This is a genomic window from Microbacterium sp. (genome assembly GCF_047602155.1).
In the GTDB taxonomy this organism is placed as follows: Bacteria; Actinomycetota; Actinomycetes; order Actinomycetales; family Microbacteriaceae; genus Microbacterium.
Genome location: NZ_JASGHZ010000001.1, coordinates 631,324 through 647,941 on the forward strand (window position 1 = coordinate 631,324; position 16,618 = coordinate 647,941).

The window sequence follows — 16,618 nt, forward strand, 5'->3', positions numbered from 1 at the left end:
GTCGAAGGAGTCGTCATGTCGGAGAACTCAGCCGCGATCGTCAGTGGTGGCGCGCGCGGCATCGGTGCGGCGATCGTCGAACGGCTGCGGGCCGACGGGTATCGCGTCGCGAGCCTCGACCTGGAGGTGCCGCCGCAGCCGCGTGAGGGCGTGCTCGACCTCGTCTGCGACATCTCCGACGCCGCGCAGGTCGCCGCCGCCGTCGAGCGGGCGGCATCCGGGCCCGGCCCGATCGGCGCGCTCGTGCACTGCGCCGCGTATCAGCGGATCGCGGCGTTCGAGACCCTCGACCGGGACGTGTGGGACCGCACGTTCGGCGTCAACGTGACCGGCGGCGCGAATCTCGTGCGCGCCGTGCTGCCGGGCATGCGCGAGGCCGGCGCCGGCCGCATCGTCATGATCACATCGTCGAGCCAGTTCGCACCGCCGCCGATGATGGCCCACTACATCGCGAGCAAGGGCGCGCTGACCGGACTCGTGCGGGCCCTGGCCACCGAGCTCGGGCCGCTGGGGATCACGATCAACGCCGTCGCGCCGGGACTGACCGCGACCGCGCACGCCCTCGCCGACGTGCCGGCCGAACACTTCGCGGCGGTGCGCGAGCGGCAGGCGATCGGGCGCACCGGGCAGCCCGCCGACATCGCCGCGGTCGTGTCGTTCGCCCTCTCGGACGACGCCGCGTTCATGACCGGGCAGACCCTCCTCGTCGACGGCGGCGAGAGCCGCATCTGAGGAACGGGCACGGGAGCGCTCACCCCGGGCTCGCCGATGCCATGCATGTGCGGATGCGGGTGTTGCCGCGCGGCGCGCGCACGGATGATGGACGGCAGACGAAGGAGTGCCCATGCGTTTCGTAGACCTGTCCATGCCGCTGGATGCCGTCATCCCGGTCGACCCGCCGTTCCTGCGGCCTCAGATCGAGTACAAGGATCACATCGCGGGCCTGAAGGACATGTACGCGATGTACGGCATCCTGCCCGAACAGCTGCCCGACGGGCAGGGGCTGGCCGCCGAGACGGTGACGATCACGACGCACGCCGGCACGCACGTCGACGCCCCCTGGCACTACCACCCGACGATGAACGGCGGCGAGAAGGCCTGGACGATCGACGAGGTGCCGCTGGACTGGTTCTTCCGGCCCGGCGTCAAGCTCGACCTGCGGCACCTCCCCACCGGGCACCTCGTGACCGCCGCCGACATCGACGCCGAGCTCGACCGCATCGGCTACGAGCTGCAGCCCCTCGACATCGTGCTGGCGCACACGGTCGCCGCCGCCGCCTACGGCCGCGAGGACTACATCGACACCGGCATCGGCTTCGGGCGCGAGGCCACCCTGCACCTCACCGGCAAGGGCGTGCGCGTCGTCGGGACGGATGCGTGGGGTTGGGATCTGCCCGTGTCGATCAACCGCAAGCAGTTCGAGGAGACCGGCGACCCGTCGATCGTGTGGGAGGGCCACAAGGCCGGCATCGACGTGGGCTACTGCCAGATCGAGAAGCTGCAGAACCTCGAGCAGGTGCCCGCGTTCGGCTTCACCGTCGCGTGTTTCCCCGCGAAGGTGCGCGGCGCCTCGGCCGGGTGGACCCGCGCCGTCGCCCTCTTCGACGAGTGACCGCGCCGGGGCGGGCGCTGGTCGCGGGCGATGCCTGGCATCGGCGCGACGGCCTGTCCCCGCATCCGCGGCGCTCCTAGCCTGAAACCACTGGGGATCAAGGCCCCGACGACGACGTCCGAAAGGAACACACTCATGGCATTCGTGTGCAGCGCCACCTGGACCGCCAAGCCCGGCGAGGCGGAGACCGTCCGCGACGCTCTGGAGAAGCTCTCCCCCGCCTCGCGCGAGGAGCCCGGCAACCTCTACTACCAGGCCTACCAGGACCCCGCGGAGCCGAACGTCTTCCGCATCTTCGAGGTGTACGCCGACGAGGCCGCCTTCAAGGCCCACGGCACCTACCCGCACTTCGAGCAGTGGGCGCTCGGCCAGGCCATTCCCGTCCTCGAGACGCGCCAGCGCGACTTCTACGAGACGCTGGACTTCTGAGATGGCGCAGTACGCGCGCTACGTGGGGCCCAACGGCATCGTCCACACCGGCCGCGTACAGCACGGCCGCCTCCTGGACGTGCCGGGCGACCCCGAGATCCTGGACCTGCTCGCGATGCCGGAAGAGCGTCGTCGCGACCTCGACGTGCGCGGCGGCCGCTACCAGAAGCTGCCGATCGAGGATGCCGTCTTCGCGGTGCCCGTGCAGCCACGCGCGATGCGCGACTTCCTCGTCTTCGAGGCCCACATCGCCGGCATGAAGAAGAACGAGCCGGGCAACGGCCAGGTGCCGCCGCAGTGGTACGAGGCGCCCGCGTTCCTGTTCATGAACCCGTGGTCGGTCGTGCCGACCGGTGCCGACATCCCGATGCCGCCGTTCACCACGAAGCTCGACTTCGAGCTCGAGGTGGCGATGATCGTGGCGCACACGGTGCGCGACGTGCCGATCGAGGAGGCGCACGAGCACATCGCCGGGTTCTGCCTGCTCAACGACTGGAGCGCCCGCGACATCCAGGGTAACGAGATGCGCGTGGGCCTGGGCCCGAACAAGGGCAAGGACTTCGCGAACACGCTGGGGCCGTGGATCACGACCCCCGACGAGCTGGAGCAGTATCGCGAGGGCGACCGCTACGCGCTGGACATGTCGGTCGCGATCAACGGCGAGGTGGTCGGCACCGACAACCTGCGCAACATGTCGTGGTCGTTCGAGGAGATGCTCGTGCACGCCTCGCGCGACGCCTGGGTCGGCGCCGGCGACGTGCTGGCCACCGGCACGGCCTCGCAGGGGGCGCTGTCGGAGCGCTGGGCGCGCGCGGGCGGCGAGCTCGTGATCCCGCCGCTGCAGGTCGGCGACGTCGTCACGATGACGGTGCAGGGTCTCGGCACGATCTCCAACCGCATCGTGGAGCAGCGCAGCCCCGGCCACACCGTGCCGCCGGCCCGCCGCACCTACGGCGACGACCGCCTCTGAGGCGTCAGATCGACAGGTCGTCCGGGAAGACGACGTCGATCTCAGCGATCGCCTGCGGAAAGTCCTTGCGATTGTTCGTGACGAACATCGCGGCTCCTGCAGTCACGGCCGTCGCGAGGTGTGCGGCATCCGCTGCACGCAGTCCGTAGTGCACCGCAAAGCCGAGTGCCAGCCGGCCGGCATCCTCATCGAGCGGCAACAGTTCGAGGCGAGAGAGCACCGAGGCGAGAGCCTCGACGTCGGCCGATCCGGGCGCACGCCGCATCGGCTTCGCGAGCACCTCGACGAGCAGCAGCAGCGATCCGACAGGTTCGATCGCCTCGTCCTGAAGCAACACCCGGATGCGCTCCCCCACCGGGTGGCCGACGGCGCCAGCGTAGATGAGGACGTCAGCATCGAAGGCGACGCGCATCAGCCGCGCGCAGTCCGCTCGGCGTGCAGCTGCGCGACGAGGTCGTCGGCGCACTCCGAGCTCAGCGCGGCCGGGGCGAGCGGCTTCGCGCGCAGCCGATCGAGCAGCGCCGCAGCGGTTTCCCCGGCTGCCGACGCCGGTGATGGATGCCGACTGCGCAAGGCACTCGGCGACGCGAGCACGGCGACGACGCGGCCGTGCCGGGTGATCTCGACCACCTGGCCCGCCTCGACCCGGTCGAGTTGGGCCGGGAGGGTCTGCCGGGCCATGCTCGCGGTGATGCTCATACCCCGATTGTACGTTGTTGTACATTGACGTACAACAATGCCTCCGATCGGATGCCGGACGCGGCCGGCTCCCGCGGATAGGCTCGGGAACGCCATGGACGAACTGCGCGGCATCGACCTCAACCTCATCGTCACGCTCGACGCGATCCTCACCGAGCGCAACCTCACGCGCGCGGCCGAGGTGCTGGGGACGACCCAGCCGACCGTCAGCGGCGCCGTGGCGCGGCTGCGCACGCTGCTCGACGACCCGCTGCTCATCCGCAGCGGCCGCACGTCGGAGCTGACCGAGAAGGCGCAGGCTCTGCAGCCGGTCGTGCGCGCGGCGCTCAGCGAGATCGATCGCACCCTCAACGTACGGCCCATGTTCGACCCGCACAGGAGCGACCGGCAGTTCCGCCTGTCGGCATCCGACTATGCACTGTCGGTCATGACGGCGCCGCTGCTGGAGGTGCTCGGCGTCGAGGCTCCCGGCGTCTCGGTCGAGTTCAGCCCGCAGGGCGCGCTCGACCCGATCGACCTGCTGCGCGACGACGTCGCGATCGCCTCGGCTTCGCACGGGGTGCCCGGCAAGCGGCGGTCGCTCTTTTCCGACACGATGGTGTGCATCGTACGGAGCGGCCATCCGAGCCTCGACGACGACGGGCTCGGCCTCGACGACCTCGTCACCCTGCCGTACGTGCAGGTGGCCCTCGCCGACGGCATCGTGATGTACGCCGACGAGACCCTCGCCGAGCACGGCATCGCCCCGCGGGTGGCGCGCACCGTCCCGGGGTTCCTGCCCGTGCCGTTCGCGGTCGCCGGCACCGACATGTTCGGGTTCGTCCCCGCGCGTCTGGCCGACCTCTACGCCGGCGAGCTGGACCTCGTCGTCGCACGCATCCCGGTGCAGCTTCCCGTGCTGGTGGAGTCGGTGTTCTGGCATCCGTCCCGCGACGACGACCCGGCGCTGCGCTGGCTGCTCACGATCCTGCGCACGGTCGCCGAGCGCGTCGAGTTCGCCGGCGACCCGGCATGACCTCAGCGCACCGCTGATAGCGCCCGATCGACGACGTCGGCGACGGCCGTGCGCCGCGTCTCGTCGCCCGTGACGATCCGGCGCCGACCGGGCAGCCCGTCGATCACGACGTCGTAGTTCTCGATGCGCCCGTTGGTCAGCTCGGCCTCGATGTACTGGTCGACGTGCACGCAGCCGACGACGCCGAGGCCGGGCCGCACCTCGATGCCCAGCAGGCGGGCGCGCGCGAGCAGCGCCGCCTGCGCCTCGGCATCCGTCTGTGCACCCTCGGATGCCGCCCGCTCGAGAGGCACCGCCGGGTGCACGACGGCCACCTCGGCGCCCTGCTCGGCCAGGGCGATCGCCACGGCGAGCGCCGAGACATCGGCACCCTCGATCAGCACTGCTGAGACCGCCATCGACACTCCAGGGGACATCCATCGCACGCAATCGTGCTGCTGCCTGCACCGAACGTACGTCGCCCGCGCGTGCACGGGAACACGACGGTGGCGATGCCACCTATCGGGTCGCCGGCGTCAGCCGGCGGCCTCGGCCCGCACGGCGGCCAGCAGCTGCTCGCGAAACCACACGTGCGCCGGGTCGCTGTCGTGGCTCTCGTGCCACCACAGCTTGAGGTCGATCGGCACGCGGCCGAACGGCGCGTCGACGCCGATCACACCGTTGGCCGGGCCGAGCCGTTCGGCGAGCACGCGCGGGACGACGGCCACCAGGTCGGTGCCCGCCACGATCGACGGCAACGGCAAGAAGCTGCCGGCGGTCACGCGCGGCTCGCTGCGATCGACGCCGAGCTCGCGCAGCCGCCGGTCGGCGGGGGTGAAGTGCAGGCGGCCGAACTGCGCCACGGCCTGCGGCAGGGCCACGAACGCCTCGAACGACAGCGCGCCGTCGACGAGGGCCGGGTTGGCCGGATCGACGAGGCACACGTACTCGTCGACGAACAGGTCGGCGCTCTCGCCCTCGATGCCGATGCCGGCCACCGTCACGACGAAGTCGTGCGTGATGAGGTCGCGCTCGCTCTCCATCGGCCGCTCGGGCAGCGGGGTGACGTCGACCTCCATCTCGGGCGCCGCTTCCAGCACCTGGGCGAGCGGCCCGCGCAGCCGCATCGTGCCGTAGTCGGTCATCATCATCGTGACGCGACGCGGGCTGGATGCCGGGGCGAACTGCTGCTCCCCCGTGAGCACGCGCTCGATCAGCGGGACCGTCTCCTGCACCTGCGGCAGCAGCATGCGTGCGAACGGCGTCAGCTCGTACTCGCGCCCCACCCGCACCAGCAGCTCGTCGTTGAACACCGTCCGCAGCCGCGACAGCGCCGAGCTCATCGACGACTGCCCCATCGCGACGCGCTGGCCCGCGCGGGTGACGTTGGCCTCTTCCAGCAGGGCACGCAGGGGCACGAGGAGGTTGAGATCGTGTCCGCTGCCCGCCATGCCCGTATCGTACCCGCCGCCCCACCCCACCCCATCCCCACCCCGTCCCCCGCCCCGTCCCCCGCGAAACCTCGCAAATGTACGTCTTACGCACGCTTCGGCCGGCGTGTCGCCGACATATGCGAGGTTTCGCGGGGCGGGGGCGGGCGGGGCATACCTGGCATCGCATTCGGCGTGGGGACGGGCGGCGCGGGGGCAGCCAGGATGGGGGCAGGTCGAACGCGGAACGCGTCACTCGAGGAGGAGACAGAGATGGGACGGTACGACGGCAAGGTCGTGCTCATCAGCGGCATCGGCGCCGGGATGGGCAGGCAGGCGGCGAAGCGGTTCGCCGCAGAAGGCGCGAAGGTCGTCGGCTGCGACCTCGACACCGCGAGGCTCGACGCGACGGCCGCGGAGATCCGCGCGGCGGGCGGCGAGGTCACCGGGTTCACGGTGGATGCCGGCGACCCGCAGCAGGTCTCGCAGTGGATCGACGACGCCGTCGCGACGTACGGCGCGATCGACGTGCTGTACAACAACGCCGGCTGGCAGGCGCCGTTTCGCACGATCGACGAACTGCCGATCGAAGACTGGCAGCGCAACATCAACCTCGAGCTCAACCTCGTCTTCTACGCCGTGCACTACGCCTGGCCGCACCTGAAGGCCGCGCGCGGCGTCATCGTCAACATCGGCTCGATCGCCGGCATCCGGGGAGTGGAGTTCATCCCGCAGAACGTGCACGGCTCGGCGAAGGGCGGCGTGATCAACCTCACGCAGCAGCTCGCCGTCGAGGGCGGTCCGTTCGGCATCCGCGCCGTGTGCATCTCGCCCGGATTCATCGAGACCGAGGCGACGGCGTTCCTCGTCAACGACCCGCCGCCGCCGCTCAAGGAGACGTGGGATCGCATTCCGCTGCGTCGTGTGGGCCAGCCCGACGACATCGTGAACGCCGCGCTGTTCCTCGCCTCGGCGGAGGCGTCGTGGATCACGGGCGTCAACCTCGTCGTCGACGGCGGCGGCAGCGTGCTCGGCTGAGACGACGAGCCCTCGGCTCCTCGGGAGGAACCGCTCGGCGTTCTCCACGCCGGCGGCCGTGCAGGTTCTGGATCGCCGGGAACACAGCGATCTCACTGCGCGTACAGCGATCTCACTGCGCGTTTTGACGCGGCGACCACCTCCCACACGCCCCTCGCCCTCGCCCCGCAAGCGCTCTCACAACACCCCCGACATCGACCCTGCCGGTTGCGTACGACCCGGCCGCTTGCGCACGGTGCGCAACCGACCGGGTCGTACGGAAGGGGTGGGGTCGACGGCTGGGGGCGACGGGCGGGCGCGAGGAGCGCGCTCAGCGGGGATGCCCGATCAACCGCGCTGGACCGTGGGCACGTCGATGCCGAGCGCGCGCATCTCCGCACAGGGGTTCATGTACTCCCAGTAGGTCTTGATGAGACCGTCCTGCATCTGGAACGAGTGCAGGTAGTGGTTCTCGTACCGCGCCGTCGGGTACGCGCTGAAGTGCACGAAGCCGCCGCCGTCGCATTCGACCCAGAAGCGGTTCGGATCCTGCGTCTCGAAGATGTCGACGTTGCGCCATTCCCATTCCGAGAAGTAGGTGTTGTTCCACTCGTCGGCGGCGGCGAGTGCCTCGTGCCCGACCGACTGGATCGGCTCGCCGCTGTCAGTGGTGTACAGACCTCCGGATCCGTCGGGCGTGAACAGCAGGTGCCGGCCCGTGCGGTTGCCGCCCATCGCGAAGTACTTCTCGATCGTCTCTCGGTTGCGGCGGCGCAGTTCGGCGTCACCCCACGGTGCGGTGTTCTTTGTGGTCATCGTCTTTCTCCTTATCAATGAGTGGTCTTCAGGCGAGGTCGCGACGGCGCGCCGCGGTGGGGCGGATGCTCGGCACGGTGAGAAACAGCACGGCAGCGGCGACCAGGGCCCCGGCTGCGACCAGCAGGGGTGCCACCGGCGCGCCGGTGGCCTCGTGCACGAGCGACAGCAGGAAGGGGCCGGCGGCGACGCCGAGGCCGAAGGCGAGCGACCCGATGCCGAACACCCGACCGAAGACGCCCCGGCTCGTGTAACGCGACACGAACACCGCCATGATGTCGGTCTCCGAGCCGAGCGCCAGCCCGAGCGCGAGCACCGCGACCCCGGCGACGGGCGCCCCGACGAGCGCGAGCGACGCCAGGCCGACCGCGCACAGGACGAAGGCCACCGCGGCGACCCAGGTGACAGGCAGCCAGTCCAGCAGAGCGCCGATCGCCAAGCGCACGATGAACATGACGAGCCCCAACGAGCCGAGCATCGCGATCGCCTCGCCCTCGGTCGCCCCGATCTCCAGCAGCAGCCCGAACAGCAACTCGATCGTGCCGATCGTGGCCAGCGCCATCAGGAAGAACGCGACGAACATCGTCACGAGCGTGCGGTTGAGCCGAAGCGACCGCACGACCTGCGGCACCGCGGCGGTCGCCACGGACGGCAGATCATCCGGCGCGGCGGAGGCGTCGGCATCCGCCCGACGCGGGATGAGCAGGAACGACAGCGACCCGCCGACGAGGCAGATGAGACCCAGCGTGACATACGCGCCGCGGATGCCGCCGGCATCCAGTGCGGACGCCGCGACCGCCGGGATCAGCATCGCCACGATCGCCGGCCCGGTGTTCATGACACCGAGCGCCAGACCGCGCATCAGGTCGAAGGAGCGTGTGACGAGCCTGGCGTAGGCGACGGCGGCCGAGCATGCGGCGGCCAGGTACACGATGACCTGCGTGACGACGTATAACGAGAAGCTGTCGGGCGCGATCGCGAGCACGAGGTAGCTCGCGCCGAGCGCGATCGCCGAGATCAGCGCCGGCAGCCGCGAACCGATCGCGTCGACAAGACGACCGGCGAACGGCGAGGCCAGCGCCAGCAGCAGATTGCAGATGAGGAAGACGAGCGTCAGCGCGCTCTCCTGCCAGCCGAACTGCTCCTCGAGATTGTGGAACAGCACCGAGTTCGTGTACAGCGGGATCGAGCCGATGCCGACGGCGACGCCGAGCGTCGACCCGAGCAGCGGACGCCAGCCGAAGCGCGCCTCGGAGAGGCGGCTGGGCGCGAGTGCGGTGGTCATGAGTGGGTCTCCTCCATTGGAGTCTGGCGGTGCGGCGGCGCGCCGCGTCGAGCGTGTGCTGACGATCGTAGGAAGAGCGGTCGGCGGGCGATATGTCAGAATCAACACCGATATCTCATATCAAATGGCGATGTAGACAGGAACGATATGTCCGCACCACTCGCGTCCCGCTTTGCCGACGTGCTCCTCGATGCGGTCATCGATGGCGCGGGGCTGCGCTCTCCCGACCGGCTGATGGCGTTGCTGGCGGCCAAGGCCGTGGAGCTCGCCGGCTGCGACATGAGCGCCGTGCGGATCCCCGACGCCGAGGGCGCCACGCTGCGGGTCGCCACAGTGCACGGCATCGAGGGCATCAGCGCCCACCACGCGGAGACGATGCGCTCCGAGACGATCGACCTCGATGACATCCGCAGCAGCACTGTGCAGCCCGGGCCGCGGAGCCCGAGCGCCGAGGCGTTCCTCGGTGGCCGCATCCAGGTCGTCGAAGACATCGCGGGCGCGACACGCACGGGGTTCACGATGCGGGCGATGACCGCGGTTCCGCTGATCCACGCCGGGCGCCCGCTCGGCGTGCTCACGCTGTATTGGCGACGCCGCCACGCGCCCGACCCCCAGGAGCGCGAGGATCTGCTGCTGGTCGGGCATCACATCGCCCTCGCCCTCGACATCGCCCACCGCGCCGCAGCCCTCCGTCGGCGCGGCGATGACCTGGCCGAGGAGCTCGACCGCGAGGTGGCGGCGGCCGCGCAACTGCAGGCGGCGCTGCACATCGCCCTGGGGGCGCTTGCGGCGCTCGGCGGTGACGCCGACCCGGTGCCGGCGGTGCTCGCTCTCACGTCCAGATCCGACAGCGGTGCGGGCCCGATCGTCGCGCATGCGGCGACCGTCGCGGTATCCGCGGCGCACGAACGCGTCTCTCGCGACCGCGCGGACGATGCCGTCGCAGCCGGCGCCGCGCTCCTGCGGCTCTGCCGCGGCGGCCCCGACCGTGCCGCGCAGGATGCCGCGGCTGCTCTCGGACTGCTGCGCGAGTGTCCGCTCGTTCTGCTGACGGCGCGATGCATCGATGACGACGCGGCCTATCGTGCCGTGCGAACGCTGACCCGGTCCGCCCCGGGCGAGGCGCCCATCGCCGCTGCCGACCTCGCCGCCAGCGTCGTCGTGCTCTGCGCCGGCGACGACGCGGCAGACGCCCTCGCGACGCGCGCGCTGTCTCTGGAGGGCGTCGCGGGCGTCGGCATCAGCGAGCGGTTCGCGCGCTGGCAGGAGGTGCCGCGCGCTCAGGAGCGTGCGGGGGCAGCCGCCCAACTCTCGGTCGCGCGCGGCACCCCGGTGCGCTCGGCCGACGTGAGCGGGCTGGCGGATGTCGCCGCCGCACTCGAACCGGCCGTGGCGGCCCGCATCGCGGCCGATGTCCTCGAACCGCTGCAACGCCACGATGCGGGTCACCGCACCGAGCTGGTGTCGACGCTGCGCGCCTATCTCGACTGCGACGGCAGCGCGACCCTCTGCGGAGCGCGGCTGCACGTGCACCCGAACACGGTCAAGCAGCGCATCGACCGCATCGAGCGGTTGCTCGGCTCGTCGCTGCGCGACTACCGCACGATCTCACGCGTCGCGCTCGCCCTGTCGTGGAACGACCTGCTGCACGGCTGACGTGCGATAGCAGGTATGCCCGGCGACATCTGCCCCGATCGGCGACGGCCCTCTAGATTCGTTGCGGCGGATGCCGCGCGCATTCCGACGAACGTTCCGAGGAGATCGACGATGACCCACGACCTGACCTTCGACGGCACGCTGGTGCTTCCGAGCGACGCTGGGTGGGACGATGCCCGCGTCGGCCGCGTGTTCAACGGGCGGCGCCCCGACCGTCAGCCCGACGCCGTGCTCATCGCCGCGAACGTCGACGACGTGCAGAAGGGCGTGCGGCTCGCGAAGGAGCGGGGCTGGACGGTCGCGGTCCGCTCCGGCGGTCACTCGTGGGCGGCGTGGAGCGTGCGCGACGGCGGGCTGCTCATCGACCTCGGCGCGCTCGATGACATCGCGTACGACGAGGCGACCCACATCGCCAGCGCCGGCCCCGCCGTCAAGGGCGGCGAGGTGCTCTCGCCCTACCTCGAACAGCGCGGACGCTTCTTCAACGGCGGCCACTGCCCGACCGTCGGTATCGGCGGGTTCCTCCTGCAGGGCGGCCAGGGCTGGAACCAGCGCGGCTGGGGCTGGGCGGCCGAATCGGTCGTCGCCGTCGACGTCGTCACGGCCGACGGCGACCTCGTGCGCGCCGACGCCGAGCACCACAGCGACCTGTACTGGGCGGCGCGCGGCGCCGGCCCGGCCTTCCCCGGCATCGTCGTGCGCTTCCACCTCGCCACGCGCCCCAAGTTCGGCGCCCTCGCGCACACCGTGCACGGCTACGAGCTCGACGACTTCACCGAGGTCATGACGTGGATGTACACGGCGCACCACCAGATCCCCGACAACGTCGAGATCGTCTGCGTGTCGGTGCCCGTTCCGGTTCCGGAGGGCGGCGAGCGCCGCCTCTTCCTCGTCACCGGCCTCGCCTTCGGCGACGATCTCGCACACGCGCAGGCGTCCCTCGCCGCGTTCCACACGTCGCCGGTGCGGGAGCGCGCCGTGTTCGTGCAGGATGCCGCCCCCTCCACCCTCGCCGCGCAGCGCGAGGAGCAGCTGCGCAACAATCCCGAGCACTGGCAGTACATCTGCGACAACGCCTGGATCGACGGCGACGACACCCCGGAGGGCATCGCCGCGATGGTCGAGGGCATCCGCCCCCTGTTCACGACGAACCCCACCGAGAAGGGCTTCGCGATCTGGATGAGCAACGCGCCGCGCCGCGCGCTGCCCGACATGGCGTTCTCGCTGCACACCGACGCGTACGTTGCCGCCTACACGGTGTACGAGGATCCCGCCGAGTACGCGCGCAACCGCGCCTGGGTCAGCGAGGTGTTCGCGCACGCCGAGCCCGTCACCGCGGGACAGTACCTGGGCGACTCCGACATGACGCACCGGCAGCTGAAGTTCATGGCGCCCGCGAACTGGGCGCGGCTGCAGGAGATCATCGCGGCGCGCGACCCGGAGGGGCGTTTCCACCGCTACCTGGCGAAGGACCACGACGCCCTCAACGTCAACCACTGGGAGCGGGCGGACGCGGCGCGCTGATCCGCGGCGCGATCCCGCCTCACCGAGACGGCCATCATGCACGACGATGGCACACATCGACGCGAGAACGTTCCCTCACGCGACGCCTCCTGCTGAGATGATCGAGTTGGCAACGCGGCCAGCACCCGATCGAGGCAACGATGCCGCATCCGCGGCCGCGACGCCTCCTGACACAGCAGGAGTGTCCCGTGAAGAAAATCCGCAAGATGGGCGTCGCGGCAGCAGCCGCACTGCTCGCCCTGGGGTTGGGCGCGTGTTCGTCCGACGAAACGCCCACCTCGTCCGACACCGACAGCACCAGCGAGGTCAGTGCGGCCCAGCAGGCAGCCCTGGATGCCGCCTACGCCGGTTACGGCTCCGACCTGTCCGGCCTCGAGCCCGTGGAGGTCGCCGCCGACAAGTCGTTCTACGTGATCTCGTGCGGTGAGGCCGTGCCCAGCTGCCACCTCCCGGCCGCCGCGATGGTCGAAGCCGCCGAGACCGCCGGCTGGACCGCGGCCATCGCCGACGGCAACCTCAACTCGGGCGGCACCGGCTTCGCCGACGCCGTCAACCAGGCCGTCGCCGCCGGTGCGAACGTCATCTCGCCGATCGGCTTCCCCTGCATCGCCGCGCAGACCGGATTCACCGCCGCCAAGGACGCCGGAGTCACGACCGTCGGCGGTGGCGGTGTCGACAACTGCGACCCGCAGCAGTGGGCCTCGATCCGCTACTGGCTGGAGGACGAAGACCCTGACACCGGCATCTGGTACAAGCAGGCCAAGCTGCAGGCCGACTACGCCTACGGCAAGATCGGCGACGACCTGAAGGCCATCGTCCTCAACGCGACGGGCGGCCCGTGGGGCCAGTACCTCGTCGACGGGTTCAACGAAGAGCTGACGACGCTGGGGCTGGACGCCTCCACCGCCGTCGTCGACACGGTCGAGGTCAGCGACGAGGAGAACGGCGACGGCTCATACGTCCAGAAGGTGCTCACCGAGCTGCTCGCCCACCCCGAGGCCAACGCTCTCATCGTCCCGGTCGACGGCTGGCTCACCGGCGGCCTGTCGCAGGCCATCGTGCAGGCCGGTCTCGACGACCAGCTGCTGATCATCGGCCGTTCCGGCGACGAGTCGGCGCTCGAGCTCATCAAGGCCGGCGACAGCGGCTTGGACGCCACGGTCGGCTACGCGTCCGAGTGGGGCGCGTGGGGTTCGATCGACACGGCCATCCGCGTGCTGGCCGGCCAGGACCCCGCCTACATCGGCGAGGAGATTCAGCTCGTGGATGCCGACAACAACATGCCCGACTCGGGCGACTACGTCGGCGACGTCGACTTCAAGACGGCGTTCAAGACGTCGTGGGGCGTCGAGTAGCCTTCCGCACTCACCCGAACGCGGGGCCTCGGATTCGTCCGGGGGCCTCGCGTCGTGCTCGCCGCGGCGATGACAGGCATCAGCGCCGCAGGGTCGCGCTGGGCGGGGCCGAGTGATTGCATAGTGCTCGAGACCGCACCTGGGGTCCGTCGACGAAGGAGTCGTGACCGTGAGCATCGTGAGCTCTGCGCAGAACGTCCACGAATACGTCCTGCGCCTCCATGACGTCGACAAGCAGTTCGGCGGCACCCGCGCGCTGCGCAAGGCCTCGCTCGCGGTGCGGGCCGGCACGGTGCACGCGGTCCTGGGCGGCAACGGCTCCGGCAAGAGCACGTCGATCAAGATCCTCGCCGGCGTGTACAGCGCCGACGGCGGCGAACTGGAGATCGGCGGCGAGCGTCGCGATCTGCGCGCGTGGACGGCCCAGGACGCCCACAACGCCGGGTTCCGCTTCGTCCACCAGGATCTCGGCCTGTTCGAGGAGCTCTCCATCGCGGAGAACTTCGGCCTGGACACGGGCTTTCCGCTCTCGAAGCTCGGCAAGATCCGCTGGCGTGCGCTGGAGGCCGAGGTCGCCGAGACGATCATCGAGTACGACCTCGACATCGATCCGCGTCGCGCGGTCGCAGACCTGCGGCCCTCCGACCGCACCATGGTCGCGATCGCGCGGGCGCTGCGCGGCAGCGGCGACGGGGAGCGCCGCATCCTGATCCTCGACGAGCCGACCGCCTCGCTGGCCGCCGCGGAGTCCGCGCTGCTGCTGGAGAAGGTGCGCCGCCTCGCCGACCGCGGTCAGACCGTCGTCATGGTCAGCCACCGTCTGCAGGAGGTCCTCGACGTCGCCGACGACTTCACCGTCTTCCGCGACGGCAAGGTCGTCGGCACCCTCACCGATGCCCACCCCACCGAGGACGAGCTCATCTCCCTCATGGCGGGCGGTCTCACCGTCGCCCTCGCGCCCACCGGTGAGCGTGCGCACACCCGCGGGGAGCCGACGCTGGAGGTCGCCCACCTCTCCTCCGGCCCGCTGCGCGATGTGACCTTCACGGCGCACGAGGGCGAGATCCTCGGCATCGCAGGTCTCCAGGGCTCGGGGCGAAGCTCCCTGCTGCAGGCGCTGTTCGGCGTGCACGCGCCCTCGGCGGGATCGCTCACTCTCGCCGGCGCACGCTACGCTCCGCGCGATGTGCACGACGCGATGGCCGCGGGCGTCGGCATGGTGCCGGAGAACCGCGTGCGCGAAGCGGCGTTCATGGATCTCACCGTCAGCGACAACCTCGCCCTGGCGATGCTGGACGAATACTTCACCGGCGGACGGATGCCCCGCGAACGCGAACGCAAGGCCGCCACCGCACTGATCTCGCGCTTCACCGTCAAGGTGGCCGGCGCCGACGCGCTGTTCAGCTCGATGTCCGGCGGCAATCAGCAGAAGGTCATCCTCGCGCGCTGGTTGCAGCGGCAGCCCCGGCTGCTCCTGCTCGACGAGCCGACGCAGGGCGTCGACGTGATGAGCCGCGCAGAGATCTACGAGACGATCCGTGTCGCCGCCCGAGAGGGCTGCACCGTCGTCGTCGCCTCCAGCGACATGGCCGAACTGCACGCGCTGTGCGATCGCGTGCTGATCCTGGCGCGCGGGCGCATCACCGGCGAAGTGCTCGCCGGTGAGGCCGACGTCGACGGCCTCACCTCTCTCGTCCTGCGCGAACCGGGCACCCGACGCACGATCTACGAATCCACCCTCGAAAGGACAACGACGTCATGACCTCTCCCGCATCCGCGGCACCGACCGACACCGTCGTCGTCGCGAAGAGCCCATCTCGCGTCACCGCGTTCTTCGAGAAGTACACCCTCATCATCCTCACCCTGGTCGTCATCGGGTTCTTCGCGATCTATCCGGGAACGAGCACCCAGTTCCTCACCGTGACGAGCCTGAACACGGTGCTCACGAACATGCTGTGCGCCCTGATGGTCGCCCTCGCCGCGATGTTCCCCTTCGTCGCCGGATACATGGACTTCTCCGTCGGCGCGACGGCGGCGTTGACGTGCGTGCTCGCCGCCCGCCTCATGGACACGACCGTCAACGGCTTCGGCTGGCCGGTGTGGCTCGCGATCGTCGTACCGGTGCTGCTGTCGCCGATCATCGGCTTCGCGAACGGGTTCTTCGTGACCCGGCTGAAGATGAACCCGTTCGTGACGACGCTCGGCATGTCGTTGCTGCTCTACGGCATCTCGATGCTGTGGACCGGCGGCCAGCGCCTGTCCGCCCCGGCCGGGTTCCTCATCCTGAAATTCGCCACGACCAAGTTCCTCGGTCTGCCGGTTCCGGTCTACGCCGTGTTCGTCATCGCGCTCATCGTCTGGTACGTCCTGACGCACACCCCCTTCGGCCGCTCGCTGTACGGCATGGGTTCGAGCACGCCGTCGGCGCGCCTGGTCGGCATCCGCGTCGACCGCAACCTGTGGTGGGCGTTCGCCATCGCGTCGCTGCTCGGCTCGCTCGCCGGGATCATGCAGCTCGCCCAGGTCGGCAGCGCGACAGCGAGCGACGGAGGCTCGCTGCTGTTCAAGGGGATCACGTTCATCTTCCTGAGCGCGACGGCGATCACGCCCGGCTTCTTCAACGTGTGGGGGGCCGTCATCGCCGGCATCCTGCTCTCGGTGTCGGTGACCGGCCTGACGTTCATGGGTTTCGCCGGCTGGACGACAAACGTCTTCAACGGCATCGCGCTGATCACCGCCGTCGCCCTGTCGACCTACCTGGGACGGCGCAAGAAGCTCGGCTGAGTGCGCGTCCCGCGCGGAGAGCGGGCCGGGCGTCGGCATCGCGGCAT

17 protein-coding genes are annotated in these 16,618 nt (G+C 70.3%); 11 read left to right on the forward strand and 6 right to left on the reverse strand.

What is annotated here, in order from left to right:
• The first annotated feature begins 15 nt into the window (after positions 1–15).
• The 4 genes from QM720_RS03005 to QM720_RS03020 all read left to right on the forward strand — a co-directional run bounded on the left by QM720_RS03005 (position 16) and on the right by QM720_RS03020 (position 3,011).
• Entirely contained in the window at positions 16–732 is a 717-nt protein-coding gene (locus QM720_RS03005; protein ID WP_415124680.1) for an SDR family NAD(P)-dependent oxidoreductase, read from the forward strand.
• 112 nt (positions 733–844) lie between these two features.
• Positions 845–1,612 (forward strand): cyclase family protein, encoded by a 768-nt coding sequence (locus QM720_RS03010; RefSeq protein ID WP_415124681.1) that lies wholly within the window; start codon positions 845–847, stop codon positions 1,610–1,612.
• 135 nt (positions 1,613–1,747) lie between these two features.
• Positions 1,748–2,041, forward strand: coding sequence for a putative quinol monooxygenase (locus tag QM720_RS03015; RefSeq protein WP_415124682.1), 294 nt, complete (start codon positions 1,748–1,750; stop codon positions 2,039–2,041).
• 1 nt (position 2,042) lies between these two features.
• Positions 2,043–3,011 (forward strand): fumarylacetoacetate hydrolase family protein, encoded by a 969-nt coding sequence (locus tag QM720_RS03020; RefSeq protein WP_415124683.1) that lies wholly within the window; start codon positions 2,043–2,045, stop codon positions 3,009–3,011.
• A gap of 4 nt (positions 3,012–3,015) precedes the next feature.
• On the opposite strand, the gene QM720_RS03025 is transcribed toward QM720_RS03020, so the two are convergent.
• Together QM720_RS03025 and QM720_RS03030 are read right to left on the reverse strand one after the other, a co-directional pair.
• The gene (locus QM720_RS03025) at positions 3,016–3,423 is read right to left on the reverse strand and encodes a type II toxin-antitoxin system VapC family toxin (RefSeq protein WP_415124684.1); all 408 of its coding nucleotides are present in this window, start codon (positions 3,421–3,423) and stop codon (positions 3,016–3,018) included.
• Entirely contained in the window at positions 3,423–3,710 is a 288-nt protein-coding gene (locus QM720_RS03030; protein WP_415124685.1) for a type II toxin-antitoxin system Phd/YefM family antitoxin, read from the reverse strand. The genes QM720_RS03025 and QM720_RS03030 overlap by 1 nt, the downstream gene beginning before the upstream one ends.
• A 94-nt stretch (positions 3,711–3,804) precedes the next feature.
• Here QM720_RS03030 and QM720_RS03035 point away from each other — a divergent pair, with 94 nt between their 5' ends.
• On the forward strand, positions 3,805–4,725 hold the full coding sequence (locus QM720_RS03035) for a LysR substrate-binding domain-containing protein (RefSeq protein WP_415124686.1): 921 nt from the start codon (positions 3,805–3,807) through the stop codon (positions 4,723–4,725).
• Between the two features lie 2 nt (positions 4,726–4,727).
• Here the strand turns inward: QM720_RS03035 and QM720_RS03040 are convergent, their stop codons facing one another.
• Together QM720_RS03040 and QM720_RS03045 are read right to left on the reverse strand one after the other, a co-directional pair.
• Entirely contained in the window at positions 4,728–5,123 is a 396-nt protein-coding gene (locus QM720_RS03040) for a hypothetical protein (RefSeq protein WP_415124687.1), read from the reverse strand.
• Between the two features lie 117 nt (positions 5,124–5,240).
• A complete protein-coding gene (locus tag QM720_RS03045) occupies positions 5,241–6,155 on the reverse strand; it encodes a LysR family transcriptional regulator (protein WP_415124688.1) in 915 nt (304 codons plus the stop codon).
• A 252-nt stretch (positions 6,156–6,407) separates the two neighbouring features.
• On the opposite strand from QM720_RS03045, the gene QM720_RS03050 reads away from it, so the two are divergent.
• Positions 6,408–7,172, forward strand: a complete 765-nt coding sequence (locus tag QM720_RS03050) for an SDR family NAD(P)-dependent oxidoreductase (RefSeq protein ID WP_415124689.1) — start codon at positions 6,408–6,410, stop codon at positions 7,170–7,172.
• 327 nt (positions 7,173–7,499) lie between these two features.
• Here QM720_RS03050 and QM720_RS03055 read toward each other — a convergent pair whose 3' ends face one another.
• Together QM720_RS03055 and QM720_RS03060 are read right to left on the reverse strand one after the other, a co-directional pair.
• Positions 7,500–7,967 (reverse strand): PhzA/PhzB family protein, encoded by a 468-nt coding sequence (locus tag QM720_RS03055; protein ID WP_415124690.1) that lies wholly within the window; start codon positions 7,965–7,967, stop codon positions 7,500–7,502.
• A gap of 28 nt (positions 7,968–7,995) precedes the next feature.
• Complete coding sequence (locus QM720_RS03060) at positions 7,996–9,252, reverse strand: MFS transporter (protein WP_415124691.1); 1,257 nt, start codon at positions 9,250–9,252, stop codon at positions 7,996–7,998.
• Positions 9,253–9,399: 147 nt separating this feature from the next.
• Here QM720_RS03060 and QM720_RS03065 point away from each other — a divergent pair, with 147 nt between their 5' ends.
• The 5 genes from QM720_RS03065 to QM720_RS03085 all read left to right on the forward strand — a co-directional run bounded on the left by QM720_RS03065 (position 9,400) and on the right by QM720_RS03085 (position 16,571).
• Positions 9,400–10,908, forward strand: a complete 1,509-nt coding sequence (locus QM720_RS03065; RefSeq protein WP_415124692.1) for a helix-turn-helix domain-containing protein — start codon at positions 9,400–9,402, stop codon at positions 10,906–10,908.
• A 111-nt stretch (positions 10,909–11,019) separates the two neighbouring features.
• Positions 11,020–12,432 carry an FAD-binding oxidoreductase gene (locus tag QM720_RS03070; protein ID WP_415124693.1) on the forward strand — a complete coding sequence of 471 codons (1,413 nt, stop codon included), beginning with the start codon at positions 11,020–11,022 and terminating at the stop codon, positions 12,430–12,432.
• 188 nt (positions 12,433–12,620) lie between these two features.
• On the forward strand, positions 12,621–13,787 hold the full coding sequence (locus tag QM720_RS03075; protein ID WP_415124694.1) for a sugar ABC transporter substrate-binding protein: 1,167 nt from the start codon (positions 12,621–12,623) through the stop codon (positions 13,785–13,787).
• A 163-nt stretch (positions 13,788–13,950) separates the two neighbouring features.
• Positions 13,951–15,549 (forward strand): sugar ABC transporter ATP-binding protein, encoded by a 1,599-nt coding sequence (locus QM720_RS03080; RefSeq protein ID WP_415124695.1) that lies wholly within the window; start codon positions 13,951–13,953, stop codon positions 15,547–15,549.
• Positions 15,546–16,571: an ABC transporter permease gene (locus tag QM720_RS03085; RefSeq protein ID WP_415124696.1), complete on the forward strand. Its 1,026-nt coding sequence runs from the start codon at positions 15,546–15,548 to the stop codon at positions 16,569–16,571. The genes QM720_RS03080 and QM720_RS03085 overlap by 4 nt, the downstream gene beginning before the upstream one ends.
• Positions 16,572–16,618: the final 47 nt, after the last annotated feature.

Bases quoted from the DNA above. Each gene is read 5' to 3' on its own strand.
- QM720_RS03030 (WP_415124685.1), bottom strand. From the start codon at position 3,710: ATGAGCATCACCGCGAGCATGGCCCGGCAGACCCTCCCGGCCCAACTC.
- QM720_RS03020 (WP_415124683.1), top strand. From the start codon at position 2,043: ATGGCGCAGTACGCGCGCTACGTGGGGCCCAACGGCATCGTCCACACC.
- QM720_RS03055 (WP_415124690.1), bottom strand. From the start codon at position 7,967: ATGACCACAAAGAACACCGCACCGTGGGGTGACGCCGAACTGCGCCGC.
- QM720_RS03005 (WP_415124680.1), top strand. From the start codon at position 16: ATGTCGGAGAACTCAGCCGCGATCGTCAGTGGTGGCGCGCGCGGCATC.
- QM720_RS03070 (WP_415124693.1), top strand. From the start codon at position 11,020: ATGACCCACGACCTGACCTTCGACGGCACGCTGGTGCTTCCGAGCGAC.
- QM720_RS03010 (WP_415124681.1), top strand. From the start codon at position 845: ATGCGTTTCGTAGACCTGTCCATGCCGCTGGATGCCGTCATCCCGGTC.
- QM720_RS03025 (WP_415124684.1), bottom strand. From the start codon at position 3,423: ATGCGCGTCGCCTTCGATGCTGACGTCCTCATCTACGCTGGCGCCGTC.
- QM720_RS03015 (WP_415124682.1), top strand. From the start codon at position 1,748: ATGGCATTCGTGTGCAGCGCCACCTGGACCGCCAAGCCCGGCGAGGCG.
- QM720_RS03065 (WP_415124692.1), top strand. From the start codon at position 9,400: ATGTCCGCACCACTCGCGTCCCGCTTTGCCGACGTGCTCCTCGATGCG.
- QM720_RS03040 (WP_415124687.1), bottom strand. From the start codon at position 5,123: ATGGCGGTCTCAGCAGTGCTGATCGAGGGTGCCGATGTCTCGGCGCTC.
- QM720_RS03085 (WP_415124696.1), top strand. From the start codon at position 15,546: ATGACCTCTCCCGCATCCGCGGCACCGACCGACACCGTCGTCGTCGCG.
- QM720_RS03045 (WP_415124688.1), bottom strand. From the start codon at position 6,155: ATGGCGGGCAGCGGACACGATCTCAACCTCCTCGTGCCCCTGCGTGCC.
- QM720_RS03050 (WP_415124689.1), top strand. From the start codon at position 6,408: ATGGGACGGTACGACGGCAAGGTCGTGCTCATCAGCGGCATCGGCGCC.
- QM720_RS03035 (WP_415124686.1), top strand. From the start codon at position 3,805: ATGGACGAACTGCGCGGCATCGACCTCAACCTCATCGTCACGCTCGAC.
- QM720_RS03060 (WP_415124691.1), bottom strand. From the start codon at position 9,252: ATGACCACCGCACTCGCGCCCAGCCGCCTCTCCGAGGCGCGCTTCGGC.